Here is a 26,321-nt window from a genome sequence, read left to right on the forward strand (position 1 = left end):
ACCTTCGGGATCAGGAGGGTAGCGCCATGTCATTGCCTCAGGAAATGCGTTTCGTTGATCTCAAGTCCTTCGGCGGACCGGATGTGATGGTGATCGGCAAGCGTCCGCTGCCGGTCGCCGGTGAAGGCGAGGTCCTCGTGCGCGCAGAGGCGATCGGCGTCAACCGTCCCGATATTGCCCAGCGTCAGGGCAGCTATCCCCCGCCCAAGGATGCGAGCCCGATTCTCGGGCTGGAACTCTCCGGTGAAATCGTCGAGGTCGGGCCTGGCGTCAGCGGCTATGCCGTCGGCGACAAGGTCTGCGGCCTCGCCAATGGCGGCGCCTATGCCGAATATTGCCTGCTGCCATCAGGCCAGATCCTGCCTTTTCCCAAGGGATACGACGCTGTGAAAGCCGCGGCGCTTCCCGAAACCTTCTTCACCGTCTGGGCCAATCTCTTCCAGATGGCCGGACTGACGGAAGGCGAGAGCGTGCTGATCCATGGCGGCACGAGCGGTATCGGCACAACCGCGATCCAGCTCGCCCGCGCCTTCGGCGCCGAGGTCTATGCCACGGCCGGCTCGATGGAAAAATGCGAGGCCTGCGAAAAGCTCGGCGCCAAACGAGGGATCAATTATAGGAGCGAGGATTTCGCCGCGGTGATCAAGGCCGAAACCGGCGAGGGCGTCGATATCATCCTCGATATGATCGGTGCCGCCTATTTCGATCGCAACATCGCCTCGCTTGCTAAGGACGGCTGCCTGTCGATCATCGCCTTCCTCGGCGGGGCCGTCGCCGAAAAGGTCAATCTCTCTCCGATCATGGTCAAGCGCCTGACGGTCACCGGCTCCACCATGCGCCCGCGCACGGCCGAGGAGAAACGTGCCATCCGCGATGATCTACTCTCCGAGGTCTGGCCGCTGCTTGAGGCCGGCACGGTCGCCCCGGTCATCCACAAGGTCTTCGCCTTTGAGGACGTCGTCGAGGCGCACCGGCTGCTGGAGGGCGGCAGCCATGTCGGCAAGGTCATGCTCACCGTTTGAGGTCAGCTTCGGACCAGCATTCGTGCGCAAGGTGAAGTTGATCCTGGCTGTCTGTGAGTCTCCGGGGTCGTTGAACAGTCGTCTGATCGAAACTTGGCCCCGAAACTGCGCATCCCGATGTGGCGTTGCTTGCGCGTTGTAAGGTCCCTACGAGGAATACAATGGCTCTATTCCACGCCTGCCCCATCTGCCGCAGCAGAATTCCGCATTTCGTACCGCTTCCGCGCTACTACATCGACAAGGCGGTCGAACATGGCTTTCCCTATCGCATCGATGAATTCGAGACGATCAACCATCAGGCCTATAGCTGCCCCAATTGTCATTCGACCGATCGCGACAGGCTTTACGCGCTGTTCCTGACGCCGGTGTTCCAGCGGCTCGACCAGGCAAAGGCCGTGCGCTTCCTGGACATTGCGCCGGGCCGGGCCTTGAGCTTCTGGCTCAAAAGCCACCCGCACGTCTTCTACCGCAGCTGCGACATGCATATGCCGGAGGCAGACGACAAGGCTGATATCCATAACCTGCCCTATGCCGATGAGAGCTTCGACTTCGTGCTTTGCTCTCATGTGCTCGAACATGTCGACGATCCGGTGCGTGCCACCGCGGAAATCCGGCGTGTTCTCAAGCAGGACAGCGTCGCCATCCTGATGGCGCCCATCTGCCTGTCGATCGAAGACACCTATGAAAATCCCGAGGTGACGACGCCGGAAGGCCGCTGGGCGCATTTCGGCCAGGATGACCATGTGCGCATCTTCTCGAGGTCCGGCTTCATCGACGTGATCCGGCGCGCCGGTTTGGCGGTCCAGCAGATTCCGGTCACCGATTTCCTGACGCCCGACGTTTGCGATACCTATGGCATCGGCCGCGGCTCCGTCCTCTATCTCGGCGTGAAGCAGGAGGTTGTCCAGCAGGAGCCGGAACCGGAGCGCAACGTCGCCTGAGAGCACGGAAATCATTCAGTCGTGAAAAGGCGCCCCGAAACCGAGGCGCCTTTTCAATTCACCTGTCTCTCAGGGTTATCGCCGTCGCAATCGCGATGATGCCCGGCAGCGCCATCAGCAGATAAAGCCAATGCGCCGCCAACAGTGCTCCTGGCACACCGCCCGGTTCGACGAGGCCGGCGCCATTGGCGATGAGCCCGGCAAAGGCGGCACCGAATGCCCCGCCGAGCGAGCTCATCGTCGGGATTGCCGCCGAGGCCTTGTCCTGTTCGTTGCTGGCGACGAGCTTCAGCACCACGGCGACGAGATGCGCCCAGCCGAGACCGAGGCCGAAGCCCATCATGAACATGGCGGCCGCCGCCGGCATGATGAGCGGCAAATCCCCCTGCGGATTGTCCTTGGCGAGAAACAGGGCCAGCGAACCGGTCGCCGCCGTCTCGATCAGCGCGCCGGCGACGATCGCCAGATAGGCTTGTCGGCCGCTGAACGAGCTGCCGAGGGCCGTTCTCCTCGGCACCCTCGTCGACCAGCTTGGGGCGGGAGCGCTCGACGCCGTCATCTCCGCCCGCGAAACCGAGACGCTGCAGCGCTATCGCCACGAGCTCGAACGCCGGCGAGCTTGCCGCTCGTGCCGAGGGCCTGGCTGCGATCCGCACCCGTGAGGGTTACATGGCCGACAGTTGGCGGGAGGCGGACGGCTCCTTCATGCTGGTTGAAAATCACTGTCCGATCTGCGCGGCGGTCACCGCCTGCGCGGGCTTCTGCCGCTCCGAACTCGAAACCCTCCGCGCCGCCCTCGGCACCGACGTCGAGCGCGGCGAAGATAGCCTTGCCGGCGCCCGCCGCTGCGCCCACCGCATCATGGCGCGTTAGATTGAGGCGCGGCGATTGAACCGGTCGTGTGCCCTGCGCCGCCTGCAATCAGGCCGGCTGCCGCGCCTGCCGCCTGCTGCTTTCCAGATGGAGCAACGCCCCAATCGCCGCCAGACCCGCGCCGGCGCCGACGAAGGCGGTGCCGGAATAATCGGTGAGCGATGTTCCGAAGGCGAAGAGCCCGGCGGCGATGCCGGTGCCGATGAAGGTGTTGAGCGAGAGCAGCGAGGTTCCGAGCCCCGGCCGGTCGGCGATCAGGTCCTGCAGATAGGTGATCGGCACGCTGAGGATTGCCGCCGCGCCGCAGGCGTTGACGAGCAGCAGCGCATAGATGTGCCATGGTGCGGAAGCAAATCCGAGCAGCAGCAGATACGCGCAATAGATCAGCGCGCCGAGGGCGAGCACATGCGCGGTGCGGAAGCGCCGCTGCGTCATGCCCCACATCATCATGAACGGCATTTCGAGAAGCGCCGTCAGCCCGGCGATGAAACCGACGTCGGCGACGTTTCCGCCCGCCGCACGGGTGATGATCAGCGGCAGAAGCATGCCGTTCAGCCGCTGCAGCGCGAACAGCAGCGCCATGATGAAGACGCGGATCAGCACGTTGGGCATGAAGATTCGCTTCAGCGAAGCGAGGAAACCGACCGGATCCGGGGGAGGGCCGGCGCTGCCGTTGCCGGGGGCGAAGAAGAAATACAGGCAGAAGCAGGTGCAGCTGGCGAGCGCCGCGATGCCATAGGCCGGCGTCATCGATGGCGAGTTGACGAGATAAAGGCCGATCAGCCCCGGCGCCAGCGCCCAGGAGCCGGAAAACAGCGCCCGCACCGTTGCCGTCACCGCAGCGCCCTCGCCACGCTCCATCTGGTTGGTCCTGGCGCGCAGGCTGGCGAAGAGCAATGAATAGGTGGAGCCGCTCATCGGCACCAGCAGCAGCGTCGAAAAGATGAAGATTGCCGGGCTGTGGATGATCGCGATCGATCCGAAGCCGAGCATGCCGGCCACCGAAAGCGAGAGCACCAGCGGCCGGCGTTCCTTCAGCCTGTCCGACCAGATGCCGAGCGTCAGACTCGTCGCCACGTTGACGATCGCCGAAAAGAACACCAGCGCCGAATAGGCGCCGTTGCTCAAGCCGAGTTCGTTGATCCCGATGATCGACTGGTAAGGCGCGGTCGAAGCATAGGTAAAGGCAAGCGCGACGAGCGTCACCGCGGGAATGCGGATCCTGTTGTCGCGCAGGATGAGGGAGAAACTGGATGACATGGGGGCGGTTCCTGACGCACCACTCTTAGCTGCATCCCACACATCAGGAAAACGATAGTTTTCGATCGCATGCGTCAGTTTCTGTGATGAGTATTGCGATGAGGCGATCGCCGTCCGACGGAGTTGCTTGGTCGAGCCCCGGGGCTGGATTCCAGGCTCAAGGCCTGGAATGACGGAGGGTAGGGGCTCGACCGGCAGAAGGCGCGACTGTCCCGACGGAGAATTGGCGCAGCCACTTGCTACTCCGCCGTACGTCACGTACTTGCCGCGCGAAACAGGCCACCCAAACCCCGTTGGCTTTCGCGCCCTGACGCGTTATGCCTGCCCATCCCGCCAGCATCCGGATGAGAGCCCATGACCAATCCTGTCACCATTGAAGTCACCCGTGGCCTGCTCGTGGAAAGTCGTCATCGCGGCGCGGTGGCGGTCGTCGATGGCGACGGCAGGCTTGTCTTTTCGCTGGGCGACATCGACGCCGCGGTTTTCCCGCGCTCGGCCTGCAAGGCGATGCAGGCGCTGCCGCTGGTGGAGAGCGGTGCGGCCGATGCCTATGGCTTCGGCGACAAGGAGCTGGCGCTCGCCTGCGCCTCCCATAATGGCGAGGACGAACATGTGGCGCTTGCCGCCTCGATGCTGTCGCGTGCCGGCCGGAATGTCGAAGCGCTGGAATGCGGCGCCCACTGGTCGATGAACCAGAAAGTCCTGATCCATCAGGCCCGCACGCTCGACGCACCGACGGCGCTGCACAACAATTGTTCCGGAAAACATGCCGGCTTCATCTGCGCCTGCTGTCACCGGGATATCGACCCGAAGGGTTATGTCGGCTACGAGCACCCGCTGCAGGTCGAGATCCGGGCCGCGATGGCAAGCCTGACCGGCGCCGTGCTCGGCGCCGAGAGCTGCGGCACCGACGGCTGCTCCATTCCGACCTATGCCGTGCCTTTGCGCAGCCTGGCGCAAGGCTTTGCCAGGATGGCGACCGGCACCGGGCTGGAGCCGGTGCGCGCCAAAGCATCCCGCCGCCTGATCGAGGCTTGCATGGCCGAGCCCTTCTATGTCGCCGGCTCCGGCCGCGCCTGCACGAAACTGATGCAGATCGCCCCCGGACGCATCTTCGTCAAGACAGGCGCCGAGGGTGTCTTCTGCGCTGCGATCCCGGAAAAGGGCATCGCCATGGCGCTGAAATGTGAGGATGGCGCCACCCGCGCCGCCGAAGCCATGGTGGCGGCCGCGCTCGCCCGCTTCTTCGAGACGGAAGAGACGGTGCATGCCGCTCTGATGGCCTTTGCCGCAGCCGCGATGCGCAACTGGAACGGCATCCATGTCGGCGATCTCAGAGCGACCTCCGTCTTCTCGGCATGATGCCGAAATCGGTTCGCGGTTTTCGCACGACATCCTGCCCTGACTTTTTAGCGAATGATTAGGCTGCAGTGATTGTACCGTTGAGATCGCGATAAGGCTTCAGCCGCTCGGCCGTCATCTCCGTCGGTACGATCAGTCCTGCCACCTCGGCAATGCCGAGCACTGGGCAGGGCGAGACGAGGTCGAACTTCTCCTCCGTCAGCAGCACATGCGTTTCGGCCGAGCAGCGAGCGATGTGCCGCTTGATCGCCGCTTCCTCGAAATCGCCGGTGGAAAGCCCGTGCACGGGGTGGGCGGCGGTGACGCCGAGGAAGAACAGATCGGGGCGAAGCTGCGAAATCGCCGCCATCGCCGCAGCGCCCGTTGCCACCATCGAATGTTTGTAGAGCCGCCCGCCGGCCAGGATCACCTCCGCCGTCGGATGGTGCTCCAGCTCGGCGGCGATCGTCGGACTGTGAGTGGCAACTGTCAGCGCCATATCGCGCGGCAAATGCCGGGCAATCTCGGCGGTCGTCGTGCCGCCGTCGAGGAAGACCATCTGCCCCGGCTTGACCATCGCAGCCGCCTTAGCCCCGAGCCGCGCCTTGTTCTCGGACGAGACGCTGGCCCGCGCGGTAAAATCGGGCAGATCGGGCGCAAGCGGCATCGCGCCGCCATGCACGCGTTTCAAGAGCCCCTCCGCCGCCATTTCCCGCAGGTCACGCCGGATCGTGTCTTCTGAAAGCGAAAAATCCTCGGCGACACGCTTGGCGATCACCTGGCCGTCGCGGCGCAAGATGTCGAGGATCAGGGTCTTGCGCTGCGTCGTCAGCATTGTCTCTCCGCACGAAAATTCACGAGATGGCATGATATTGCATGAAATGACTCGACATTCAAGAAATATCGTGCATTTTCAGGAAATCCCGTGCATGAGGCCGGGAGTGCTCGCGCAGAAGCGGAGCGATGGAGTTGATCATGTTGATTTTGATTGCGGGGCCTTATCGGTCCGGAACGGGCGACGACCCGGAGAAGATGGCCGCCAACCTCAAGCGGCTTGAGGAACCATCTTATGCCTTGTTCAAGGCCGGCCATGTGCCGATGATCGGCGAATGGGTGGCGCTGCCGATCTGGCACGCCGCCGGCGGCAGATCGGTCGGCGACGCCCTCTACGAGGAAATCTTCCATCCGGTCGCCGGCCGGTTGCTGCAGCTCTGCGAGGGCGTGCTGCGCCTGCCGGGCGATTCCAAAGGCGCCGACAACGACGTGCGCATCGCCAGGGAACGCGGCATCCCGGTCTGGCACCGGCTGGAGGATGTACCGGGCTGCGGGTGAGAGCGGGGGTGTTGCCTCTCACCCTGACCTTCTCCCCGTTTTGACGGGGAGAAGGGACGTGCCAAACGCAACCTTGAGATAGAGGAAGCGGGTGCCGCACACCCCTTCTCCCCGTCAGAACGGGGAGAAGGGGTGGCGGCAGCCGGATGAGGGGCGGCAGCAAGGCACGCCGGCAATCGCCCGCAAACCATCGATCTCCCCGGTTCCGGCGCACCAATCCCCGCGCTATAAGACGTGCCGAAAGGGAGTGGACAACCATGCTGACATTATATTACGCGTCCGGAACCTGCGCGCTCGCAAGCCTTATTGCCCTGGAAGAATCCGACCTTGCCTTCGAGACTAAGAAGCTCAGTTTCCGCGATGGCGAGCAGCGTTCGCCGGACTATCTGAAGATCAATCCGAAGGGACGGGTGCCGGCGCTCGTCACCGATCGCGGCGTGCTGACGGAAACGCCGGCGATCCTCGGCTTCATCGCGGAAAGCGCCCCGGCCGCCAAACTCGCGCCGCTCGGCGATGTCTTCGAAATGGCGCGGCTGCAATCCTTCAACAACTATCTCTGCTCGACCGTGCATGTGAACCACGCCCATCGCCCGCGCGGCTCGCGCTGGGCCGACGATCCGGCGGCACTCGAGGCGATGAAGGCCAAGGTGCCGCAGAATATGGCCGATTGTTTCGGGCTGATCGAAGAGACGATGTTCAAAGGCCCGTGGGTGATGGGCGAGACCTATTCGCTGGCCGATCCCTACCTCTTCGTCATGACCGATTGGCTGCCGGCCGACGGCGTCGATCCCGCCCGCTTTGCAAAGGCAAGCGACCATCACGCTCGCATGCTGCAGCGCCCCGCCGTCCAGCGGGCGCTAGCCTTCGACCGGGGCTGAGGGGCCGGCATATAGAGCTCGTCCAGTTGCGCAGGTTCGGTCCTTGCCGTCCCGGTCGGCCAAAGACATCAGGAGATCGGCGTCGGCTTGGATTCTTGGCCCTCGCTTCGGCCGCATCGGTAAGGTTGTTGTCCCAGACGGGGCCGCCGAGCAGATCGTCGATGAGTGTCGGGTGAGCCGGCGCGCAGGGTGTCGTAATCGTGGGCCGACAGCACGACGGCCACGCGTTCGCCGCCCAGTGTGACGAATTGCGGCCCGTCGTCGCGCCTTGCGCACCACTTCCGATAGTCGGTTTCTCGCGTCCGGCAATCGCCATTCCATCATCCGCCCCCCAGTTGTGCGAGTATTCATGCTACGCCGGTCGGGGCGCCATCCCCAGCCCGATTACCCGCCAGCCCCTTGGTATCTGCGGGTGGCGTAGCGCCAGTGGGCGATGGCGAGCAGCACCCAGATGGGGCCGGCGGCGAGCGCCACCGGCCCGGCCCAGTCGCCGAGGATCGGGATTGGTTTGCCGAGCAGGGCGCCGACGGGAACCGAGCTGGTCAGCGCCAGCGGCACGGCGGTGATGAGGATGATCTGGATGCTGCCGGGAAAGATGTTGAGCGGGTAGCGCGTCAGCTCCCAGAAACCGAAGAAGATCGAGAACAGGTGGTTCGACCGCACCCACATCAGCGCCGTCGCGCCGATCATGGTGATCATCGCAGCGGTGAGCAGTGTCGCGCTGACGATCGCGACCAGCAGGAACGCCACGGACGGGGCCGTCCAGATGAAGTCGACCGACAGGACGGCCCAGCAGAGCAGCGGCACTGCCAGGATGATGTGGCCGGCATAGCCGACATTGAGGCCGGAGAAGACGAGATAGGCCCAAGGGCTGAACGGCTTGACCAGGAGTGTGTCGTAGGTGCCGAGCCGCACCAGCTCCTCGAGGTCGCGCAATTGCACGAAGCTCATTGCCGCACCGAGAGAGTAGGCGAGCAGCTGGAAGCTGAAGAGCAGCGCCAGCTCCGGCCAGGTCCAGCCGCCAAGCCTCTGGAAGCGGGCAAGCAGGATGCCGATCGTGGCAAAGACGCTGCCGTAGGAAAGGATCTGCGCAAGCCGGTCGAGCCAGAAGGCGCCGCGATATTCCATTTGTGAGCGCACATGCATGCGCACCAGCAGCGGAATGACGCGAAGGTGATGAAGGAACACGATCAGCCTCCCTGCACGGTGATGCGGCGCGAGGCCAGGCGCCACAGCCAGAGCACGCCCAAAAGGAACAGTCCGGCCCAGCCGAGGCCGAGGCCGAGATGCAGCCAGGTGTCGGCCACGGAGAGCCTGCCGAGATAGACCGCGTTGGGATAATAGACGACCCAGGCGAAGGGCAGGTGGCGGGCGATCGTCGCCAAGGGCTCGGGGAAGAACCAGAAGGGCACCAGCAGGCCGGAGAAGAGATGCAGCAGGGCGCCGAGGATCCAGTCCAGCGAGAAGCTCGTCATCAGCCAGAAGGCGATCAGGCCGAAGAGCGCCGACATCAGGAAGATCAGCGCGAAGGACAGCGCCCAGAAGGCGATAAACATCAGGCCGTGAAACAGGCTTGCCGGCGCCAGCATGCCGTAGAATAGGGCCGTGAAGGTGATGGTCGGGATTACCTGCGTCGCCAGCCGATAGGAAAAGCTGCCGCATTCATTGGCGAAGAGATAGAGCGGATAGGAGAGCGGCTTCAGCAGCCAGACGGCGATATCGCCTGTTTTGAGCGAGCGGCCGATCTCGCCGATGACCCTTTCCGGGCGGGTGGCGCCCATGACAGCGCCGCCGAGCAGGGCGTAGGTCACCATCTGCTGCAGCGAAACGCCGTCGACGACGGTCGCGCCGACGCCGGCATAGACGGCGAGCCAGATGGCGACGCGAGCGACGACCTGTACAAGCTTGCCGAAGATGTTGGCCCAGACCTCGTTGCGGTAGGCGAGCTGCGCGTGAAAGGAGCTGCGGGTGAAGGCGAGATAGGCGCTCATGAGGCCCTGGCCCTGGCGTTGCGACCCTGGTAGAAGGTGCGGATGACTTCTTCGATGTCAGGCTCGTGCAGCGCCACATCCTTGAGATCGCGGTCGCTGCCGACCTCCGAAAGAATTTTGACCAGCGACACGTCTTCGCGCTCGATCAGATATTCCTTACGCAGGCCCTCGTCGTTGACGAGCGATGCCGTGCTGAGCCGCAAGGGGCCGGGGTCGCTGGCAAATTCCAGCGTCAGCCGCCGGGCCGAGCCGAGGGCGGCGCGCAGGCTGCGCAATTCGCCATCGAAGATCAGCCTGGAGTGATCGACCATGATCAGCCGCGGGCAGATCGTCTCGATGTCCTGCAGGTCATGGGTGGTGAGAATGATGGTGACGCCGCGTTCGCGGTTGATCTCGGCGAGGAACCGACGCACGGCATCCTTGGCGACCACGTCGAGCCCGATCGTCGGTTCGTCGAGGAAGAGGATCTTCGGATCGTGCAGCAGCGACATGACGATCTCGGCGCGCATGCGCTGGCCGAGGCTGAGCTGGCGCACCGCGCGGTCGAGGAAGGGCGAGAGATCGAGCAGCTCGCTGAAGTGACGCAGATTGTCCGCATAGCGGGAAGCCCGGATATCATAGATGCGCTGGTGCAGGGTAAAACTGTCGATCAGCGGCAGGTCCCACCACAGCTGGCTGCGCTGTCCGAAGACGACGCCGATCTCGCGCGCATTGTCCATGCGGGAGAGATGCGGCGTGCGGCTGAGCACCGAAAGCGTGCCCTCGCTCGGCACCAGAATGCCGGTCATCATCTTGATCATCGTCGATTTGCCGGCGCCGTTCGGGCCGAGATAGCCGACGGCCTCGCCGGCCGTAATATCGAAGCCGATATCGGAAACGGCCTGAACCTCGGTATATTCGCTCGTCACCAGCGTCTTGAAGGCGCCGAGCAGGCCCGGAAATCTCTTGTGCTGCCGGAAGCGCTTGCTGACGCCCCGTGCTTCGATCAAAGCCGGCATGTCTATTCCCTCGGATGTGATGCGAGCCGACTCGGGCGGCGATGGGGCTTGCGACACAGGCTAGCGCGAAGTGAGATTCGTGCAAAGACAAGTTGAGTTTCGACCGATCGCTTCGGCCTTGTGTCGCCACCACCTTTGACCGATCCCCGCCTGCGCTACATTGAAGGCATGGAAATAATCTGCGCCTTGCTCATCGTCGCTGCAGCCATCGCGATCATCGTCCTTGCCGGCCGATGGAACACCTCGGATGCCGATCACTATATGGGCTTCGGCAATCTTCGTTCGCGCCGCAGGCGGCAGCCCGGCGACGATGATACGAAAGAGGAATGAGGCGCCGTTTCGAAGGCCGTCTTCGGTCGGGCGCCTCCGCAACGGCGGTCAGTGTGCCTGGCGCTGCGAACACTGACGCAGGATCGTCGCCGCATTGTTCGGCATCGGCCGTTCGACGCGCCGGTAGACGCTGCCGTCGCGCGTCCGGCGCATCAGGCCGAGGTCACAAAGTTCCCGACGCAGCAAAGCGTGATCTCCAAACAGGTGCCTGTCGCGAAGAAGAGCATTGACTTCTTTTTCGGACATATCCCTCGCTGAGGGAATATACGACCAGAGAATCCAAAGCGCCGTGATCTGATCCATGCGCCGCGAGGGCCAGCGTATCAGGCGAAGCTCTTGGTCGAACCTGCGTTGAACACGGTCGATATGCTTTCGGTCGACCGCGGGGTCGGCGACAGGCGCCGCTGTCGGGGGGAGGGCCTCGCTGTCAACGAGATCAGTTTGCGCCCGCAGGCTCTGGAAATTGCCGTAACCGGCAGCCCGTGCCAGCATGTTCAAGAACTGGAGGTGAGAGGGAAGCCCCTCATGGGCGGAGAGCTGCAGGCGAAGCGACTTGGCAAATGCGGAGGCATCGCTCACCTGGAGCGGGATGAGTTTTCTGGACATGACCTATCCTTTGGTCGTGCCGTTCCGGATGGATTATCGGTGATCGCCCTTCCGACATGGCACGGGATCGGTGTCCATATCTCAGTCATTGTCAGGTTTAGCGTGTTCCGGAGAACGGCGATGCCTGGGTGAACTGCAGACCCGATGCAGGAATTATCACCGCGCCCTCGATATTTCAACGGTCTTCACGCTCGGTGGCTCCGGCCGGGCGATAGCCTTTTGCGGGGCGGGGTCCATTCGCACGGGCCAAGCACGCAGGTCTCCACAGCTACGGGTTTCAGCTTGTCGGCCATGACCGGAACAAAGCAGGCGGTCTGGATGTTTGACGCATGCTCTGCGGCATCTGACGAATTGTGCGACATGGCCAAATCTGCTCGGGGAGATCACGTCACCTGGAATTCGGAGGCCGGGCAGGTCTCCGGCCACATCATTGCGATCCACACCCGGGATTTTGACTACAAAGGTCATCGCCGCCGCGCCACCGAGGCCTCACCCCAATACGAGATCAAGAGCGACAAGAGCGACCATATCGCTGCCTATAGGGAAGATGCATTGCGGAAGGTCAAAGGAGGATAGGATGAACCCGAAAAGCACGTTGAGCATTGCCGGTCATCCGATCCACCCGATGTTGATCCCGTTCCCCGTCGCCGCCTTCGTCGGCACGCTTGTTGTCGACATCGTCTACGCCAGATCGGGCGATCCGGCCTGGGCAGTTGCGACCAACTGGATGCTCGGCGCCGGCCTTGTCATGGCGGCGTTGGCGGCAGTTGCCGGCTTGATCGACTCTTTCGGCGACAGCCGCATTCGCGACCTGCGCGACGCCTGGTTTCACATGATCGGAAACGTCATTGTCGTCCTGATCGAGGCCTTCAACCTCGGGCGGCGGCTGGCCGAAGGCGGGGACTTCATCGTCCCGACCGGATTGGTGCTGTCTTTGATCGCTACCGCCCTTCTTCTATTCAACGGCTGGAAAGGCTGGGAAATGGTCTATCGCCACCGCGTCGGCGTCAGCGAGGATCCGGCCAATCCGACGAGATAATGAACGGCATCCCATCCAACGCCAGCATGTCCGCCCCATCCTTCGAGGCCCCCGCAGGGGCACCTCAGAGACTCTCTTGACTACCGGCGCTTGCTGCTCTGAAAATCATCATTGCGGCCGAGGCGAACGGCGAGACACCGCTCGAATTGATCGAGGGCTGGTCTCGCTCCATCGCTCGGCTTGACGCGTCAAAACCGGCGCATGCGCAATGTCGAGAAGAATATGATCATCGAATTGACGGCCCATGATTTCAACGCATTGCTGAAAGGTTTCGCGCCTGTAAATACCAGCCTGGTTTCCGATAGCGCCATCGCGCCTCCTGAGGTCCTGGAGATGCTGGCCAGGATTGCAGCAGAGATCGCCGCCCAATTCATCCCGTCGGCCTGGATGATTGTGGAGGCGACCGAAATCGTCGGGCTGTGCTCCATCATTCGCGCACCTCAGAACGGCGAAATCCACATCGGCTATGGGATCGCGCCCAGCCGCCAAGGACGTGGATCCGTCACGCGCGCCATAGGAGAATTGCTGGAATGGGCGCGGCAGGATCCGCGCGTAACCCTCGTTTCGGCCGATACGGCCATGGAAAACATCGCTTCGTAGCGTGTCCTCGAACGAAATGGCTTTATCCGCACCGGCGAGCGCATCGATCCTGAGGACGGTCCGGTGATTTGCTGGCAGGCATCTGCCGTTTAACGGACGCCGGCATAAGGCAAATTAGCAAATGCGCGGGAGCGGTGCTCACGCGCATTTTGCCAGCGGCGACCTGCCCTCGGCATGCAAACCGCTCTCCGCTCCCAGCGGCAGATCGGCGATTTCGCGCAGCGACATGCGTTGGACCTCGGGATGCCGAAGCGGGTCGTTCTTCCAGGCCGGGTCGATTTGCGCGCCCGCCGCAACGGCGGGCTTCAAGAAAAACTTCAGCCACGACATGGCAAGCCTCGCATTCTCCAGCGACGCGGAAAGGTGACCACCCGGCCGCTGGTGCCAAATAACCCTCTCCCTCTCACCGCGTCGTCGCCGGTCGAGTGGGATCCTCTATGCTTATAATGTCTGCCTGCACCGGTGCTTTTTCAATTGAGATTACCGCGGCGGCGTTATAGGAAAACTATATGAAGAACCTGAATAGCGTCCATCTCAACGGCCTCAGGGCACTGGAGGCCGTCGGTCGTCTTGGCTCGCTGCAGGCGGCCGCCGACGAGCTCGGCGTTTCGGTCGGCGCGGTCAGCCAGCAGGTGATCAAGGCCGAGGCGCAATTGGGGCAAGTGATCTTCGAGCGCACCGCCCGGGGCATGATCGCCACCGAAGCCGCCCGTCCGGTGCTCACAGCGCTCGACGAGGGCTTTGCCCGCCTTTCGGCGGCAGTCTCGATCGCAAGCCGCAAGGACGATACGATCCTGACCATCTCGGTGGCGCCGGTTTTCGCCGCCCGCTGGCTCGTCCATCGGCTTCATCGCTTCGCCAAACGTTACCCCGACATCAAGCTGCGGCTGGATGCGACGACCAATCTCGTCAATCCCGCGATCTCAGACGTCGACATCGGCATCCGCGTCGGCGCCGGCAAATGGCCCGATGTGAAGGCCGAGTTGCTGCTGGAGCAGGAGGTCTTTCCTGTTTGTTCGCCCGAGATGGCGGCCAACCTGAAACAGCCTGCCGACATCCTCGCTTTGCCTGCCATTATCGATGGTCCGGCCATGTTCAGCTGGGAAGTCTGGATGAGCGAGGCCGGACTGTCGGGCGCGACGCTTGCGACGCGCCACGTCTTCAACGACGCCTCGCTCTGCCTCGACGCGGCGATCGCTGGCCAGGGCGTCATGCTCGCCTGGCAGACGCTTGCCGCCTTTGCGCTGGCCGAAGGCCGGCTGGCAGCGCCGTTCGGCATTCGCGCGAAAACCGGCTTCGGCCATTATTTCGTGACGGCCGAAGGCACACGCGAGCCGAAGAAGGTCAAGGATTTCAAGGCCTGGATCCGCGAGGAAATGGCCGGCACGCTGGCGCTTTTTCGGTAGCGTTAAACCTCGATCGGCTCCTTGCTGCGGGCCGCCTGCATCGCCTTGTAGGCCGGGCGGGACTGGCAGCGTTCGATCCAGGCCTTGATGTTCGGATGCGCGTCGAAAAGATCCGCCTCGCTCTGGGCATAACGCAACACCTCGGCGATGTTGAGATCGGCGACGGTGAAGCGATCGCCGACGATCCACTGCCCGCCAGCGAGGTGACCTTCGAGCGCCGCAAGCGGCCGGCGCAGCCCGTAGCAGGCGGCGGCGATCGTCTGCTTGCCGTCGTCGCTGTTCTCAAGCCCGTTATCATAGGTCAGGACGATCCGCACCGAATGCGGCTCGACCTGCGAGGCCGCCCAGATCGTCCACATCGTCAGCAATCCGTCCTCCTCGACGGTTTGGCCGGAAAGCTGCCCGCCATGCTTGCGCGCGAGGTAGAGATTGATCGCCAGCGACTCGTGCATGATGAGGTCGCCGTCGCGAATGCTGGGGATCTGCGCCATCGGGTTGAGGGCGGTGAACTCGGGCGAATGCGTGTTGAGCGGCGCCTCTTCGGCGAGCGGGTCGGCAAGCCGCCTGGCCTGCAGCACGGGCACGGAGCGGAATTCGAGCCCGAGCTCCTCCGCAATCCAGTAGACGCGCGAAGCGCGCGATCGATAGACCCCATAGATTGTCAGCATGACGATATTCCCTCGCTGTGTCGCAGGAACCGTAGACGCTGGATCACCCTCGGAAAAGTCCTCGCCGCTGATGGGACGATGAAAGCTTTTGATGCGGCCGGGACCTTCCCGACCGGATCGAGCACAATTGGGAACAATGAGAGAGCCGGCGGGTTGGACCCTGAGATTGGCGCCCTCGCGGCGCCGAAAAGCGATGAGCCGCGTGCGCAGCGCAGGCCAGGCAAAGGAGGAACTCATGACGGGCAAGAAGACGCATGAACAACAGCTTCGTGTCATCGAGAAACGCGAGAAAACCGCAAATGCCGGCGAGGATTTCGACGCCGGGGCGGATCTGCAACGCAATGAGCAGGCGAAGGAAGCCTATCGCAAAGGCAATGATCTGAAGGCCGATCCGGACCTCCGCAACGACGACCGGGCCATGACGCGCGGCCGCAATCAGGAGAGCGAGCATAAAAAGGGAAGCGGTCGTCCCTGACGATGACGGAGCCCCGAACATCAAGGAGCCCCTTAGAAAGGAGAATGTCATGACTTTGACATTGATCAGCAAGGCTCCCAGGATCAGCCGATCCCGAAGAAATATGCGCGCGCCGGCGAGAACCTCTTTCCGCCCCTTACCTGGAGCGGCGCCCCCGAGGAGACCAGGAGCTTTGCTCTGGTGGTTGAGGATCCGGATGCTCCGCATGGCACGTTCCGCCATTGCGGCATTGCCAATATTCCCGCTGAGTGGAGAGCCCTGGCCGAAAGCGTCGATACGGCGCCGGAGCAGGCGCCGCGCTTCTACAAGAACGATTTTGGCAATGCCCGTTACGATGGCCCGCAGCCGCCGGCAGGCGATCGCCCGCATCACTACATCTTCCGCCTCGCGGCCCTCGACGTGCCGAAGCTTTCTACGCCGGATGCCGCCGGTATCAGCGCGATGTGGGCGGAGGCAAGGAAACACGCATTGGCGGAAGCGACCGTCACCGGCACCTATCAGACGCACTGAGCAAAGGCGGAGCCGCGTGTCAGGACACGCGGTTTCGCTCAACGGTCAACTGCGCATAGGGTGCGCCGCCGCCCGCCATTTCAGCGGAGACTTGTCTGTCCCACTCAAAACCGAGGACCGCCCCTTCGCCAACCTCCTGGAAGATGTTGTCGGTGATGACGGCCGTGCCTGCCCCCTCGGCGACCGAGACGGCGCATCCCACAGGCGCCTTGCGCACCACATTGCCGCTGACGACGACATTTCTGAGATAAGGCCCCCATCCGATCTGCAGGCCCCAGCGTGGCGCGCCCTCGATCACATTGCCGGACACCAGCGTATCGGCTTCCGCCGCAATGCCGATGCCGAAGCCGACCTCGTGCTTGTAGGGGCCTTTCAGCGTCAGGTTGCGCACGACATTGCCGGTGACGCTCGCGAGCCGTCCGCCCTCGTCGAAATTGGCGATCGAGATGCCGTTTGCCGCGCCGTCAACCATATTGGCGGAGACGACGGCGCCTTCGAAGGCGAATTCGACATAGATTGCCGTCTCGCCGGAGCGCCGGCACTGGTTGCTGCTGATCTGGATATTCGAGGCCGAATTGGCGCGGATGGCGGTAAAGGCGCAGTCGGAAATCTGGTTGTTCACCACCATCACCCCGTCGGCGCGAAAGACATTGATGCCGTTGCCGTTCTGGCCAGTGCCGCCGTCGTTGGCGCGGATGTTGAAAATCCGGTTGCCGGAAACGACCGTGCCGTCCTCCGCCTTCTTCCAGCGATGCACGAGGATGCCGCCATTGCCGCAATTCGAGACCGTATTGCCCGTGATCGACAGATTGGCGGAATCGACGGCGTAGAGCCCTGATTGGGCGGCGCCCGAAATGCGGCTGCGTTCGATCCGACCGCCGCAGCGCTCCAGTTGCAGGCCGTGTTTGCGGCTGCCGCCGATCTCGCAATTGTCGATCAGCACCTCGTCGACGCCGGTAAATTGCAGGAGCCCGCCGGCGTAATCGCCGAGCCAGCGGTTGCCGCCGTCGATGACGAGATTGGAAAGCTCGATGCGCCTGATGTTCTCGGCCGCAAACAGATGGCCGTCGCCGGTATAGACGATCCGCGAGGCGCCGGGCACGCCTGATATGCGCGTATTGTCGGGCAGGGTGAGGTTGGAGATCTTATAGGTGCCGGGCGGCAGGAAGACCGGCACGTTCTCGGCCGCCGCCTGCCTGATCATCTGCTCCAGGTTGCAGGTCTTGCGGTCGCCGCTTTCGGGAGCGGCGCGATATTCCACTGCGTCGATCGCGCCGCGCAGATCGGGCTGGCTGGCAGCCGTCAGCGGTGAGGCAAGCGCGCGCGATGTCCCTCCCGCAAATGCGGAGGCGGCGAGAAAGAGAAGCATGTCGCGGCGAAAGGGCATTCCGGGCTCTCCTGTCATGACGCGCCCGTAGCAGAAAACGTGCCAACCCGCCTGTCTTCTTTTGGCACAGGCCCTTCACAGCCGTTCAAAATTCTTGTTGCGGCGGAGGCCGATTGCAGGATCTCGCCGCTTATATTGGGGTGTTGTTCACCCTTTCATTTAAGCAACCCGAAGGGAATGCGGACTACTTTGAAGGGAAAATAAATGGATGTTGCGGGATAGGCCTTCAGCCACTGGGGAGAATGGCGTCATGCACGAACCGAGTGCCAGGCGACGGGAATCCGTCGATGCCCTGACGGCCGAAACACGGCGTTTCGTTGCCGCGAGCGAGGCGATGATGGCATCGACCGCCCATCACCTCGCGGAAGGCGTTGAGAACCTGCGCCTGAAGGCGATTATCCACGAGCTTCCGGACTTCCTCTACGTCAAGGACCGTGACAGCCGCTTTGTCTTCGCCAACGCTGTCACGGCGGCCAGCCTCGGCCTCAGCGCCGAAGAGATTGCCGGCAAGCGTGATTTCGACCTGTTCGATTTCGAGGCGGCGCGCCGCCATTTCGATATCGAGCAGCAGATCATGGCGACCGGCGAAGCCCGCATCGACATGGAGGAAACGGTCGTCCTTCCCGGCGCCGTCAAGCCGATATGCCGGCTGACCTCGAAGATACCGCTGCGCAACGATCGCGGCGAGGTCGTCGGCCTGATCGGCGTTTCCCGCGATATCACCGAACGCAAGCTGCAGGAGGAGCTCCATCGCGGCCAGGCGAAACTGCTCGAGATGATCGCCCGCAATGAACCGCTGCCGATGATCCTCGAGGCGCTGGTGCTGATGATCGAAGCCCAGCTGACGGGGATCGACGGCTCGGTTCTCCTGCTCGATGGCGAGGGCACCAGGCTCTATCACGGTGCGGCTCCCAATCTTCCCGGAGGCTACAGCCGGCTCATCGACGGTGTCACGATCGGCCCCAAGGTCGGCTCCTGCGGCACCGCCGCCTGGCGTGGCCAGCCCGTTATCGTCGAGGACGTCCTGAGCGATCCGCTGTGGGAGGATTTCCGCGCGCTGGTTGCCCCTTTCGGCTTTCGCTCCTGCTGGTCGACGCCGATCGCTACCTCTGAGAATAACGTGCTCGGCACCTTCGCGCTCTATTCCATGGAGGTACGCCGTCCGACGGAGCATGAAACGAGGCTGGTGGCGCTCGCCACCCATATCGCCGGCATCGCCATCGAACGCAAGCGCGTCGACGACCGCATCCATTTCATGGCGCATCATGATGATCTCACCGGCCTGCCGAACCGCGCCTTCCTGAAGGAAAGGCTGGCCGGCATCCTCGACCAGGCACGGCGCAACAATCGCAAGGTCACTGTCGCCTATATCGATCTCGATAATTTCAAGGACGTCAACGACGGCCGCGGCCATGCCGCCGGCGACGAGGTGCTGAAGGAGATCGCCACCCGCATGGCCAACAGCATCCGCGCCTCGGATATGGTGGTGCGGCTCGGCGGCGACGAATTCCTCGTGGTGCTCGTCCACCAGTCGAGCCATGATGCCGGAATCACCCGCCGCCTTCGCGACCTGCAGAAGGCGATCACTCGCCCGATGCCCGGCGAGAGCGGTGACATCGCCATCACTTCGAGCATCGGCGTCGCCGCCTTTCCCGTCGACGGCGTCACCTCGGAAGAGCTTCTTGCCAATGCCGACCGCGCCATGTACCGCGCCAAGCAGTTCGGCCGCAACACGCTGCAGCACCATGATGGCGACAGCAGCGGGGTCGGCATGCCGCGCGGCGAGCAGGACGAGCTTCACCAGGCGATCACCGGCGATCAGCTGTTCCTGGAATATCAGCCGCAGGTGGATGTCGCCAGCGGCCGTATCACCGGCATTGAGGCGCTGGTCCGCTGGAACCATCCGGCAAAGGGTAGGGTGCCGCCCTTCAATTTCATTCCGCTCGCCGAAGAGACCGGCCTCATCGTTCCACTCGGCCTCTGGGTGCTGAACGAGGCGTGCCGCCAGGCGCGCAGCTGGCAGGATATGGGCCTGACGCCGCTGACGATCGCCGTCAATGTATCGGCCAAGCAGTTCGCCGATCCGGATTTTGCAAGCCATGTCGCCGAGGCGCTGGAGCGCAACCACCTGCAATCCCGCTGGCTGGAGCTCGAGGTCACCGAAAGCGTGGTGATGCAGGATGCCGAGCGGGCGCTCGCCATGATGGAGCAGCTGAGGGCGCTCGGCGTACGCCTGTCGATCGACGATTTCGGTTCCGGCTATTCCAGCCTTGCGGCACTGAAGACCTTCCCCTTCGACCGGCTGAAGATGGACCGTTCGCTGGTCGAGGCCCTGCCGGGCGACAAAACAGCCGTCGCCATCGCCTCGGCCGTCATTTCGCTGGCGCAGACGCTGAAGCTGTCGGTTCTCGCAGAAGGCGTCGAGACCGATGCCCAGATGGCTTTCCTGCGCCAGGCGCATTGCGAGGAGGCGCAGGGCTACCGCTTCTCGAAGCCCGTCTCGCCGGAGGAGATTCCGGCATTGCTGCAGGCGCAGCTTCTCTGAACTTTTCCTCAGCTTGCTCGTCGCGAACGGATCGCTCGCTTAGACCCGAATGATGTTGAGACGCAGAGCGCTGACCACTGCCTGCGTTCTCGTCGTGCATCCCAGCTTCCTGATCACGCTGCCGATCTGATTGTTGACCGCGTTTTCCGAGAGATCGAGAAGCTTCGCGATCTCGCTGCTCTTCCTGCCTCCGGCCGTTAGCCTCAGGCAGTCCAGCTCGCTCCGCGTAAAGGCAACCGGCTTGTGTTTCTCGTTCAGTGTCAGCTGTGACAGCCGATCATAAATCAACGTGGCGATAAACAGGATCTTGGCCATTTCCACCATGCTGAAATTCCGGGGTCCCGAAATCGAAAGGGCGCCGCGTCCAGCCGCGGCATCGTGCACGGGAAAATAGGCGCCCTTTTCCATGCCGTAGCGCCTGAACAACTCGATGACGGTGGACTTCTTGGCTGCTCCGCGATCGGTATTGATCGCCTCGACATCATAGTTGAAGGGGCTGGTCGACCTCAGCATCCGCCGGATGACCGGACTGTCGACCAACAGGTTATGGGCGTCGTAATAGTCGACCATCTCCGCCGGCCAGTTGGTGATGATCTTTGTCGCGCCTATTTCGACGACGTCGACCGTCGGGAGCGTCATGATCAGGAAAGCCGTCATGCCCAGGTCCTGGGTAAGACGCTTCATATATTTGAAGACTTCGTAATGCGTGTTGAAGCCTGCAGCGACTTCTTCAATTCGGTTGAACTCGCCCTCGAGCGGCATGTCTTTCTCCGATCGCTTTCGCGGCGCCTGGCGGCTGAGGTGTCCACTTATCCGCTCGTACCGGAAGTTGATTCTGCATGCTCCAAGCACGGTGGAATATGCATCTGCCGAGAAAAAACGGAAAGGCCCTTAGCTGCCGGCAACAGACGGACGGCCGTTGCTTAACAAAGAGTTTACGGATCTTCGAACTATTCGAAGCGGCCGAGGCGAAAAAATCAGTGGCTTCGCGTTCGCCAACTTCCCAGAAAATCAGCTTCCGACGCGGAAATCGTGTTTCAAGCCAATGATTCTGTTTTCTTATTTGTCCGTACGGCTCGACCATTGGCCATCCGGTTTCGCAACGTCTCGGTTAAAGGAAGCTTAAAGAATATATCGGATTTTATTTCAGGGGTGCCCGTCCAGCGCAAATCCGTGATGGGTGGCGGCAGTCATTCGCTCGATGTGAGCAAGGGGGAAGAGCATGAAGACAATAGGATTCGGCTTCGGTTCGGATGCCAAGGCCGTACTGGCGGCGATGAGCAGGTCGCAGGCCATCATCGAATTCGACCTTACCGGCAAGATTCTCACGGCCAATGCCAATTTCTGTGCTGCCCTCGGTTATCAACTGTCTGAGATTGTTGGCCAGCATCACCGGATGTTCGTCGAACCCGCGGAAGCCTCGTCGGCCGGCTATCGCGAATTCTGGGCGAAGCTCGGCAGAGGCGAGTTCGACCAGCGCCAATACAAGCGGATCGGCAAGGGCGGCAAGGAAATCTGGATCGAAGCCTCCTATAATCCGGTCTTCAGTGGCGGCAAGCCCTACAAAGTGGTGAAATTCGCGACCGATATCACCAGGCAGAAGCTGCAAAGCGCCGAGGATGCCGGCAAGATAAGCGCGCTGTCGCGCGCCCAGGCGGTGATCGAATTCACGCCGAAGGGCGAGATCTTGACGGCCAACGAGAATTTCCTGTCGGCGCTCGGTTATCAGCTTGCCGAGATCCAGGGGCGCCATCATTCGATGTTTTGCGACAGCGCTTACGTCAACAGTGACGATTACCGGCGGTTCTGGGCGCGCCTGTCAGGTGGCGAATTCGTGGCGGATGAGTTTCTGCGCATCGGCAAGGGCGGCAGAAAGGTCTATATCCAGGCCTCCTACAACCCGATCTTCGACATGAACGGTAAGGTGTTCAAGGTCGTCAAGTTCGCGACCGACGTCACTGCCCGCGTCAATAATGTCGATCAGTTGGCGGCATCCTTGATGGCGCTCTCCGGCGGCGATTTAACCCAGGAAGTCGCAACCCCGTTCATTCCGACCCTGGAAAAACTCCGAACCGACTTCAATGCCGCTGTCGGCAAGCTGCGCGCAGCGATGCAGGCCGTGGCCGAAAACGCAACCGGCATCGCCGCCGGAGCTCAGCAAGTTCGCTCCGCCTCGGACGATTTGTCGAAGCGCACGGAACAGCAGGCGGCCTCCGTCGAGGAAACCGCCGCCGCCCTGGAAGAGATCACCACAACGGTCTCCGATTCCAGCAACCGCGCTCAGGAGGCCGGCCAACTGGTGAGAAGGACGCGCGAGAATGCCGAGCGTTCCGGCGCGGTGGTCCGCAGCGCCGTCGATGCGATGGGCAAGATCGAGACATCATCGGCGGAGATCGGCAATATCATCGGCGTAATCGACGAAATCGCCTTCCAGACCAACCTGTTGGCGCTGAACGCGGGCGTCGAGGCGGCGCGCGCGGGCGATGCCGGCAAGGGTTTTGCGGTGGTCGCGCAGGAAGTTCGCGAGCTTGCTCAGAGATCGGCCAAAGCGGCGAAAGAGATCAAGGAGCTCATCAGCGCCTCCAACGAGCATGTGAAGAGCGGGGTGACCCTGGTCGGCGAAACCGGCAGGGCGCTCGAAGAGATCGTCGCACAGGTTCAGCAGGTCAACGGCAATGTTCTCGCGATCGTCGAAAGTTCCAAGGAGCAGGCGACGGGACTGAAGGAAATCAACACCGCGGTTAACACCATGGACCAAGGCACGCAGCAGAATGCGGCCATGGTCGAGGAATCGACGGCTGCCGCCCACAGCCTCGCCAAGGAGGCGGACGCACTATTTCAACTGCTGGCACAGTTCAACATCGGCGGTCCCGCCGCACGCCAGCACCGCCCCGCCGTGGCGACCGCCGCTTCCAGACCGGTCGCATCGGCGCCGCGGGCAATGGCCGCGAAGGTGAGCGCGGCCTTCCGTGGCAATGCCGCCGTCGCCGGCGGCGATTGGGAGGAGTTCTGAGGCGCAGGGCGGCTCCGCCTCATTCCATCAGCTTGCCGATTGCCTCGATCTCATTCGTCCATAGGCCTGCCGCATAGTTATGCGGCAGCCGCGCCAGTTGCGCGGCATCGTCGATGCCGGTGGAAAAATCGCCGCCGCGATAGGGCCCGAGCACGAAAACCTCAGTGCCGGCATCGTCCATCCGGTTGAGAAAGCGGTCCGGCCAGCCCCAGAGCCAGGGCGCGATGTTGATCGGCACCAGCATCATCCGATGTTTGCAGGCATCAGGCAGGAGGCCGGTCCAGCCATAGCCGATATAGCCGAAAAGGCAGCCTTTCAGGCTCTTGCGCGATGCAGTTCTGATATCTGGCGCGAGCCGGCCGAGCACGTCGATCGGCTCATCGCCGCCATAGACGATGATGCCGGCCCGCCGAGCGGCCGTTAGTCCGTTCAGCACGGCTGCGAGCTTTTCCGCCTCGGACGGATCGCGGCTTTTGATGTTGATGAGGAAGCGCCGATCCGGAAAGGTCGAAAGCACTTGCGCCAGCGTCGGCATCATGCCGATACCCCGGCCGCGAAAAGGAAAGCTCCTGCCGCCATCGGCCGTATAGCCGTAGCCGATGTCGAGCCTCCTCATCTCCGCCATCGAATGCTCGCGCGTCACGCCGTGCCCATCGGTGCGGCAGTCGAGCGTCCAGTCGTGAAAGACGGCGAATTCGCCGTCCGTCGTCGGATGCACGTCGATCTCGACGATATCGGCCCCGGCTGCGAAGCCCGCCTGAATCGAGGGGATGGTGTTTTCCAGATAGTCGTGTTTCGGCGGCAGCATGCGGCTTGCCGTGCAGGTGTCGTTCTTCAGATCGGTCTCGTCGAACCGCTGGGCGATGCCGCGATGGGCGAGCAGCACCGGCTTTCCCGGCCGATGCTCGGCAATGAGGCTGGTATTGTTGAGATAGATGCCGGCGGCTGCGAGCGCGATAGCCGCCGCGCAATGGAAAAGCTTCCTGCCCATCTTTCCGCTCCTCCTGATTGCATCGATAGAGGAAGCAGCTAGAAAGCGATTCTGGTTGTTCTTGGGCTGTTTTCCGGCTTTTCTATGCGCGGGGTTATTCGCCGGAAAGGATTGGCATCGCGATGGAACGACAGGACGACGAACTCATCCATTTCGAAGCGCAGGGGGCCGCGCCGTTGCCGCCGGCTTCTGTCGAAGGCCATGTCGGGCGCGCCGGCGCCCGCATCTGGTATGCGAGCTACGGCACAGGCCCTGCCGTCATTCTGCTGCATGGCGGCCTCGGCCATAGCGGCAACTGGGGCTACCAGGTCCCGGCGCTGCTCGCCAGCGGCCGCCGCGTCGTGCTGATCGACAGCCGCGGCCATGGTCGAAGCACTCGCGATACCCGCCCCTACAGCTATGAGCTGATGGCCGCTGACGTGCTTGCGGTGATGGACGAACTGCGGCTGGAGACGGCGGCATTCGTCGGCTGGAGCGACGGCGCCTGCGTCGCGCTGATCCTCGCCATGACGGCGCCGTCGCGTGTCGAGGGCGTCTTTTTCTTCGCCTGCAACATGGATCCGAGCGGCACGCTGGAATTCGTTCCGACTCCGGTCATCGACCGATGCTTCAGCCGCCACGCCAAGGACTATGCGGCATTGTCCGCCACGCCGGACGATTTCAATTCCTTCGTCGAGGCGGTCAGCCTGATGATGCGCACCGAGCCGAATTATGGGGCGGAGGACCTCGGCCGCATCGGCGTTCCGGTCGCGATCGTGCTCGGTCAAAATGACGAATTCATAAAAGCCGAGCATGCCGAATATCTTGCCGCAAGCATCCCGGACGCTCAGATGATCTACCTGCCCGGCGTCAGCCATTTCGCGCCGCTGCAGCGGCCGGCGGAGTTCAACGCCGCGATTTTATCCTTTCTCGACGGGATCAGATGATGACGATCGCCTCCTCTGGCCCCGCGCCCATTTCCCGCTATCTTTTGGTCCATGAGAGCTGATGCGCTGCTTTATCCCGCCCCGGAAGGGCTCTATTGCCCGGAAGGCGGATTCTATGTCGATCCGGTGCGGCCGGTCGAGCGGGCGCTCGTCACCCACGGCCATTCCGATCACGCCCGGCCCGGCCATGTGAACGTGCTTGCCACCCGTCAGACGCTCGACATCATGCGCCTGCGTTATGGCGAGGGCTTCTGTGCCAGTGAGCAGGCAGTCGGTTTTAACGAGGAACTGCTGGTCAACGGCGTCAAGGTGAGCTTTCATCCCGCCGGCCATGTGCTTGGCTCCGCGCAGATCGCTATCGAGAAGGACGGCACGCGCATCGTCGTCTCCGGCGATTACAAGCGCCGCCCCGATCCGACCTGCGCCCCTTATGTGCCGGTCGCCTGCGATGTCTTCATCACCGAGGCGACCTTCGGCCTGCCGGTCTTCCATCATCCCGATCCGATGGATGAGACCGGCAAGCTGCTGGCTTCGCTCCGCCAATTTCCCGAGCGTACCCATCTGGTCGGTGCCTATGCGCTCGGCAAGGCCCAGCGCGTCATCCGGCTGCTGCGCGACGCCGGTTATGCCGAGCCGATCTATATCCACGGCGCCATGGAAAAGCTCTGCGACTATTACGTTGGCCAAGGCGTCGATCTCGGCGAGCTGCAACCCGCCACGATCGAGAGCCGAGACAAGTCCGCCTTCAAGGGCGCCGTCGTCATCGGCCCGTCATCGGCCTTTGCCGACCGCTGGGCGCGCCGCTTTAACGAGCCGCTGCCGGCCTTCGCCTCCGGTTGGATGATGGTGCGTCAGCGCGCCAAACAGCTCGGCGTCGAACTGCCGCTCGTCATCTCCGACCATTGCGACTGGCCGGAACTGACCGAAACCATCCGGGAGCTGCACCCGGCCGAGGTCTGGGTGACGCATGGCCGCGAGGAGGCCCTGGTGCGCTGGTGCCAGTTGCAGGGCATCAAGGCGAAGCCGCTGCATCTGGTGGGCTATGAGGATGAGGCGGATTGAGATGAGCTGCGTATTGGCCCTAAACCTGTCTACAGCCGACCCTGTTGCCTCTACCGCCACTCTGGATGTGGCGGCGACGTCTGCCTCACACTCCCTCATTCGCGTGCTCGTCACAGGAATCCAGCCA

25 protein-coding genes and 5 pseudogenes are annotated in these 26,321 nt (G+C 62.8%); 17 read left to right on the top strand and 13 right to left on the bottom strand.

Features of this window, described 5'->3' with window-relative positions:
* The first annotated feature begins 26 nt into the window (after positions 1-26).
* A complete protein-coding gene (locus tag HJB91_RS16665) occupies positions 27-1,022 on the top strand; it encodes an NAD(P)H-quinone oxidoreductase (protein WP_210628703.1) in 996 nt (331 codons plus the stop codon).
* Between the two features lie 161 nt (positions 1,023-1,183).
* Complete coding sequence (locus HJB91_RS16670) at positions 1,184-1,963, top strand: class I SAM-dependent methyltransferase (protein WP_210628702.1); 780 nt, start codon at positions 1,184-1,186, stop codon at positions 1,961-1,963.
* A gap of 58 nt (positions 1,964-2,021) precedes the next feature.
* Here the strand turns inward: HJB91_RS16670 and HJB91_RS16675 are convergent.
* A pseudogene (locus HJB91_RS16675) lies at positions 2,022-2,462 on the bottom strand (MFS transporter); the annotation flags it as partial.
* Position 2,463: 1 nt separating this feature from the next.
* Here HJB91_RS16675 and HJB91_RS16680 point away from each other — a divergent pair.
* Positions 2,464-2,836 (top strand): annotated as a pseudogene (locus tag HJB91_RS16680) (helix-turn-helix transcriptional regulator); the annotation flags it as partial.
* Between the two features lie 48 nt (positions 2,837-2,884).
* Here HJB91_RS16680 and HJB91_RS16685 read toward each other — a convergent pair.
* Complete coding sequence (locus tag HJB91_RS16685) at positions 2,885-4,096, bottom strand: MFS transporter (RefSeq protein WP_210628701.1); 1,212 nt, start codon at positions 4,094-4,096, stop codon at positions 2,885-2,887.
* Between the two features lie 354 nt (positions 4,097-4,450).
* Between HJB91_RS16685 and HJB91_RS16690 the strand changes: the two genes are divergently transcribed.
* A complete protein-coding gene (locus HJB91_RS16690; protein ID WP_221155467.1) occupies positions 4,451-5,458 on the top strand; it encodes an asparaginase in 1,008 nt (335 codons plus the stop codon).
* Between the two features lie 58 nt (positions 5,459-5,516).
* On the opposite strand, the gene HJB91_RS16695 is transcribed toward HJB91_RS16690, so the two are convergent.
* Positions 5,517-6,272 carry a DeoR/GlpR family DNA-binding transcription regulator gene (locus tag HJB91_RS16695; protein ID WP_210628699.1) on the bottom strand — a complete coding sequence of 252 codons (756 nt, stop codon included), beginning with the start codon at positions 6,270-6,272 and terminating at the stop codon, positions 5,517-5,519.
* Between the two features lie 140 nt (positions 6,273-6,412).
* Between HJB91_RS16695 and HJB91_RS16700 the strand changes: the two genes are divergently transcribed.
* Together HJB91_RS16700 and HJB91_RS16705 are read left to right on the top strand one after the other, a co-directional pair.
* Positions 6,413-6,769: a hypothetical protein gene (locus tag HJB91_RS16700; protein ID WP_064692660.1), complete on the top strand. Its 357-nt coding sequence runs from the start codon at positions 6,413-6,415 to the stop codon at positions 6,767-6,769.
* A 257-nt stretch (positions 6,770-7,026) separates the two neighbouring features.
* Complete coding sequence (locus tag HJB91_RS16705) at positions 7,027-7,647, top strand: glutathione S-transferase family protein (RefSeq protein WP_210628698.1); 621 nt, start codon at positions 7,027-7,029, stop codon at positions 7,645-7,647.
* A gap of 82 nt (positions 7,648-7,729) precedes the next feature.
* On the opposite strand, the pseudogene HJB91_RS30800 reads toward HJB91_RS16705, so the two are convergent.
* The 4 genes and pseudogenes from HJB91_RS30800 to HJB91_RS16720 form a co-directional block, all read right to left on the bottom strand.
* A pseudogene (locus HJB91_RS30800) lies at positions 7,730-7,968 on the bottom strand (type II toxin-antitoxin system Phd/YefM family antitoxin); the annotation flags it as partial.
* A gap of 63 nt (positions 7,969-8,031) precedes the next feature.
* On the bottom strand, positions 8,032-8,835 hold the full coding sequence (locus tag HJB91_RS16710) for an ABC transporter permease (RefSeq protein WP_221155469.1): 804 nt from the start codon (positions 8,833-8,835) through the stop codon (positions 8,032-8,034).
* A gap of 2 nt (positions 8,836-8,837) precedes the next feature.
* Positions 8,838-9,638 carry an ABC-2 family transporter protein gene (locus HJB91_RS16715; RefSeq protein WP_221155475.1) on the bottom strand — a complete coding sequence of 267 codons (801 nt, stop codon included), beginning with the start codon at positions 9,636-9,638 and terminating at the stop codon, positions 8,838-8,840.
* Positions 9,635-10,636 (bottom strand): ATP-binding cassette domain-containing protein, encoded by a 1,002-nt coding sequence (locus tag HJB91_RS16720; protein ID WP_221146825.1) that lies wholly within the window; start codon positions 10,634-10,636, stop codon positions 9,635-9,637. Before HJB91_RS16720 ends, HJB91_RS16715 begins: the two co-directional genes overlap by 4 nt.
* 186 nt (positions 10,637-10,822) lie before the next feature.
* Here HJB91_RS16720 and HJB91_RS16725 point away from each other — a divergent pair, with 186 nt between their 5' ends.
* The gene (locus HJB91_RS16725; protein WP_210628694.1) at positions 10,823-10,966 is read left to right on the top strand and encodes a hypothetical protein; all 144 of its coding nucleotides are present in this window, start codon (positions 10,823-10,825) and stop codon (positions 10,964-10,966) included.
* 48 nt (positions 10,967-11,014) lie between these two features.
* On the opposite strand, the gene HJB91_RS16730 is transcribed toward HJB91_RS16725, so the two are convergent.
* A complete protein-coding gene (locus tag HJB91_RS16730; RefSeq protein ID WP_210628693.1) occupies positions 11,015-11,572 on the bottom strand; it encodes a DUF2087 domain-containing protein in 558 nt (185 codons plus the stop codon).
* A 360-nt stretch (positions 11,573-11,932) separates the two neighbouring features.
* On the opposite strand from HJB91_RS16730, the gene HJB91_RS16735 reads away from it, so the two are divergent.
* From HJB91_RS16735 to HJB91_RS16745, 3 genes and pseudogenes are all read left to right on the top strand, one after another.
* Positions 11,933-12,148, top strand: coding sequence for a DUF2945 domain-containing protein (locus HJB91_RS16735; protein WP_210631670.1), 216 nt, complete (start codon positions 11,933-11,935; stop codon positions 12,146-12,148).
* 1 nt (position 12,149) lies between these two features.
* Complete coding sequence (locus tag HJB91_RS16740) at positions 12,150-12,611, top strand: DUF2231 domain-containing protein (protein WP_221155477.1); 462 nt, start codon at positions 12,150-12,152, stop codon at positions 12,609-12,611.
* A gap of 201 nt (positions 12,612-12,812) precedes the next feature.
* Positions 12,813-13,304, top strand: a pseudogene (locus tag HJB91_RS16745) (GNAT family N-acetyltransferase).
* Between the two features lie 45 nt (positions 13,305-13,349).
* Here HJB91_RS16745 and HJB91_RS16750 read toward each other — a convergent pair.
* Positions 13,350-13,541 (bottom strand): hypothetical protein, encoded by a 192-nt coding sequence (locus tag HJB91_RS16750; protein WP_210628691.1) that lies wholly within the window; start codon positions 13,539-13,541, stop codon positions 13,350-13,352.
* Positions 13,542-13,720: 179 nt separating this feature from the next.
* Between HJB91_RS16750 and HJB91_RS16755 the strand changes: the two genes are divergently transcribed.
* Positions 13,721-14,617 carry a LysR substrate-binding domain-containing protein gene (locus HJB91_RS16755; RefSeq protein ID WP_221146828.1) on the top strand — a complete coding sequence of 299 codons (897 nt, stop codon included), beginning with the start codon at positions 13,721-13,723 and terminating at the stop codon, positions 14,615-14,617.
* A gap of 2 nt (positions 14,618-14,619) precedes the next feature.
* On the opposite strand, the gene HJB91_RS16760 is transcribed toward HJB91_RS16755, so the two are convergent.
* Positions 14,620-15,285, bottom strand: coding sequence for a glutathione S-transferase family protein (locus tag HJB91_RS16760; protein ID WP_210628689.1), 666 nt, complete (start codon positions 15,283-15,285; stop codon positions 14,620-14,622).
* A gap of 235 nt (positions 15,286-15,520) precedes the next feature.
* On the opposite strand from HJB91_RS16760, the gene HJB91_RS16765 reads away from it, so the two are divergent.
* Positions 15,521-15,760, top strand: a complete 240-nt coding sequence (locus HJB91_RS16765; protein ID WP_210628688.1) for a hypothetical protein — start codon at positions 15,521-15,523, stop codon at positions 15,758-15,760.
* Between the two features lie 49 nt (positions 15,761-15,809).
* Positions 15,810-16,270 (top strand): annotated as a pseudogene (locus HJB91_RS16770) (YbhB/YbcL family Raf kinase inhibitor-like protein).
* 19 nt (positions 16,271-16,289) lie between these two features.
* Here HJB91_RS16770 and HJB91_RS16775 read toward each other — a convergent pair.
* On the bottom strand, positions 16,290-17,657 hold the full coding sequence (locus HJB91_RS16775; RefSeq protein ID WP_221155479.1) for a TIGR03808 family TAT-translocated repetitive protein: 1,368 nt from the start codon (positions 17,655-17,657) through the stop codon (positions 16,290-16,292).
* 250 nt (positions 17,658-17,907) lie between these two features.
* Here HJB91_RS16775 and HJB91_RS16780 point away from each other — a divergent pair, with 250 nt between their 5' ends.
* Positions 17,908-20,202: an EAL domain-containing protein gene (locus tag HJB91_RS16780; RefSeq protein WP_221155480.1), complete on the top strand. Its 2,295-nt coding sequence runs from the start codon at positions 17,908-17,910 to the stop codon at positions 20,200-20,202.
* A gap of 39 nt (positions 20,203-20,241) precedes the next feature.
* Here the strand turns inward: HJB91_RS16780 and HJB91_RS16785 are convergent, their stop codons facing one another.
* Entirely contained in the window at positions 20,242-20,964 is a 723-nt protein-coding gene (locus tag HJB91_RS16785; protein WP_210628685.1) for a LuxR family transcriptional regulator, read from the bottom strand.
* Between the two features lie 460 nt (positions 20,965-21,424).
* Here HJB91_RS16785 and HJB91_RS16790 point away from each other — a divergent pair, with 460 nt between their 5' ends.
* Positions 21,425-23,215, top strand: a complete 1,791-nt coding sequence (locus HJB91_RS16790; RefSeq protein WP_210628684.1) for a PAS domain-containing methyl-accepting chemotaxis protein — start codon at positions 21,425-21,427, stop codon at positions 23,213-23,215.
* Positions 23,216-23,234: 19 nt separating this feature from the next.
* On the opposite strand, the gene HJB91_RS16795 is transcribed toward HJB91_RS16790, so the two are convergent.
* Entirely contained in the window at positions 23,235-24,206 is a 972-nt protein-coding gene (locus HJB91_RS16795) for a glycerophosphodiester phosphodiesterase family protein (RefSeq protein WP_221155482.1), read from the bottom strand.
* A gap of 122 nt (positions 24,207-24,328) precedes the next feature.
* Between HJB91_RS16795 and HJB91_RS16800 the strand changes: the two genes are divergently transcribed.
* Both HJB91_RS16800 and HJB91_RS16805 read left to right on the top strand, forming a co-directional pair.
* Positions 24,329-25,132 (top strand): alpha/beta fold hydrolase, encoded by an 804-nt coding sequence (locus HJB91_RS16800; protein WP_210628682.1) that lies wholly within the window; start codon positions 24,329-24,331, stop codon positions 25,130-25,132.
* Positions 25,133-25,183: 51 nt separating this feature from the next.
* Positions 25,184-26,194, top strand: a complete 1,011-nt coding sequence (locus HJB91_RS16805) for a ligase-associated DNA damage response exonuclease (protein ID WP_210628681.1) — start codon at positions 25,184-25,186, stop codon at positions 26,192-26,194.
* The last annotated feature ends 127 nt before the right edge of the window (positions 26,195-26,321 follow it).

Source organism: Rhizobium sp. NLR10b, assembly GCF_019685435.1.
Lineage (GTDB): Bacteria > Pseudomonadota > Alphaproteobacteria > Rhizobiales > Rhizobiaceae > Rhizobium.

Bases quoted from the DNA above. Each gene is read 5' to 3' on its own strand.
- HJB91_RS16665 (WP_210628703.1), top strand. From the start codon at position 27: ATGTCATTGCCTCAGGAAATGCGTTTCGTTGATCTCAAGTCCTTCGGC.
- HJB91_RS16670 (WP_210628702.1), top strand. From the start codon at position 1,184: ATGGCTCTATTCCACGCCTGCCCCATCTGCCGCAGCAGAATTCCGCAT.
- HJB91_RS16685 (WP_210628701.1), bottom strand. From the start codon at position 4,096: ATGTCATCCAGTTTCTCCCTCATCCTGCGCGACAACAGGATCCGCATT.
- HJB91_RS16690 (WP_221155467.1), top strand. From the start codon at position 4,451: ATGACCAATCCTGTCACCATTGAAGTCACCCGTGGCCTGCTCGTGGAA.
- HJB91_RS16695 (WP_210628699.1), bottom strand. From the start codon at position 6,272: ATGCTGACGACGCAGCGCAAGACCCTGATCCTCGACATCTTGCGCCGC.
- HJB91_RS16700 (WP_064692660.1), top strand. From the start codon at position 6,413: ATGTTGATTTTGATTGCGGGGCCTTATCGGTCCGGAACGGGCGACGAC.
- HJB91_RS16705 (WP_210628698.1), top strand. From the start codon at position 7,027: ATGCTGACATTATATTACGCGTCCGGAACCTGCGCGCTCGCAAGCCTT.
- HJB91_RS16715 (WP_221155475.1), bottom strand. From the start codon at position 9,638: ATGAGCGCCTATCTCGCCTTCACCCGCAGCTCCTTTCACGCGCAGCTC.
- HJB91_RS16720 (WP_221146825.1), bottom strand. From the start codon at position 10,636: ATGCCGGCTTTGATCGAAGCACGGGGCGTCAGCAAGCGCTTCCGGCAG.
- HJB91_RS16730 (WP_210628693.1), bottom strand. From the start codon at position 11,572: ATGTCCAGAAAACTCATCCCGCTCCAGGTGAGCGATGCCTCCGCATTT.
- HJB91_RS16735 (WP_210631670.1), top strand. From the start codon at position 11,933: ATGGCCAAATCTGCTCGGGGAGATCACGTCACCTGGAATTCGGAGGCC.
- HJB91_RS16740 (WP_221155477.1), top strand. From the start codon at position 12,150: ATGAACCCGAAAAGCACGTTGAGCATTGCCGGTCATCCGATCCACCCG.
- HJB91_RS16750 (WP_210628691.1), bottom strand. From the start codon at position 13,541: ATGTCGTGGCTGAAGTTTTTCTTGAAGCCCGCCGTTGCGGCGGGCGCG.
- HJB91_RS16755 (WP_221146828.1), top strand. From the start codon at position 13,721: ATGAAGAACCTGAATAGCGTCCATCTCAACGGCCTCAGGGCACTGGAG.
- HJB91_RS16760 (WP_210628689.1), bottom strand. From the start codon at position 15,285: ATGCTGACAATCTATGGGGTCTATCGATCGCGCGCTTCGCGCGTCTAC.
- HJB91_RS16765 (WP_210628688.1), top strand. From the start codon at position 15,521: ATGACGGGCAAGAAGACGCATGAACAACAGCTTCGTGTCATCGAGAAA.
- HJB91_RS16775 (WP_221155479.1), bottom strand. From the start codon at position 17,657: ATGCCCTTTCGCCGCGACATGCTTCTCTTTCTCGCCGCCTCCGCATTT.
- HJB91_RS16780 (WP_221155480.1), top strand. From the start codon at position 17,908: ATGCACGAACCGAGTGCCAGGCGACGGGAATCCGTCGATGCCCTGACG.
- HJB91_RS16785 (WP_210628685.1), bottom strand. From the start codon at position 20,964: ATGCCGCTCGAGGGCGAGTTCAACCGAATTGAAGAAGTCGCTGCAGGC.
- HJB91_RS16790 (WP_210628684.1), top strand. From the start codon at position 21,425: ATGAAGACAATAGGATTCGGCTTCGGTTCGGATGCCAAGGCCGTACTG.
- HJB91_RS16795 (WP_221155482.1), bottom strand. From the start codon at position 24,206: ATGGGCAGGAAGCTTTTCCATTGCGCGGCGGCTATCGCGCTCGCAGCC.
- HJB91_RS16800 (WP_210628682.1), top strand. From the start codon at position 24,329: ATGGAACGACAGGACGACGAACTCATCCATTTCGAAGCGCAGGGGGCC.
- HJB91_RS16805 (WP_210628681.1), top strand. From the start codon at position 25,184: ATGAGAGCTGATGCGCTGCTTTATCCCGCCCCGGAAGGGCTCTATTGC.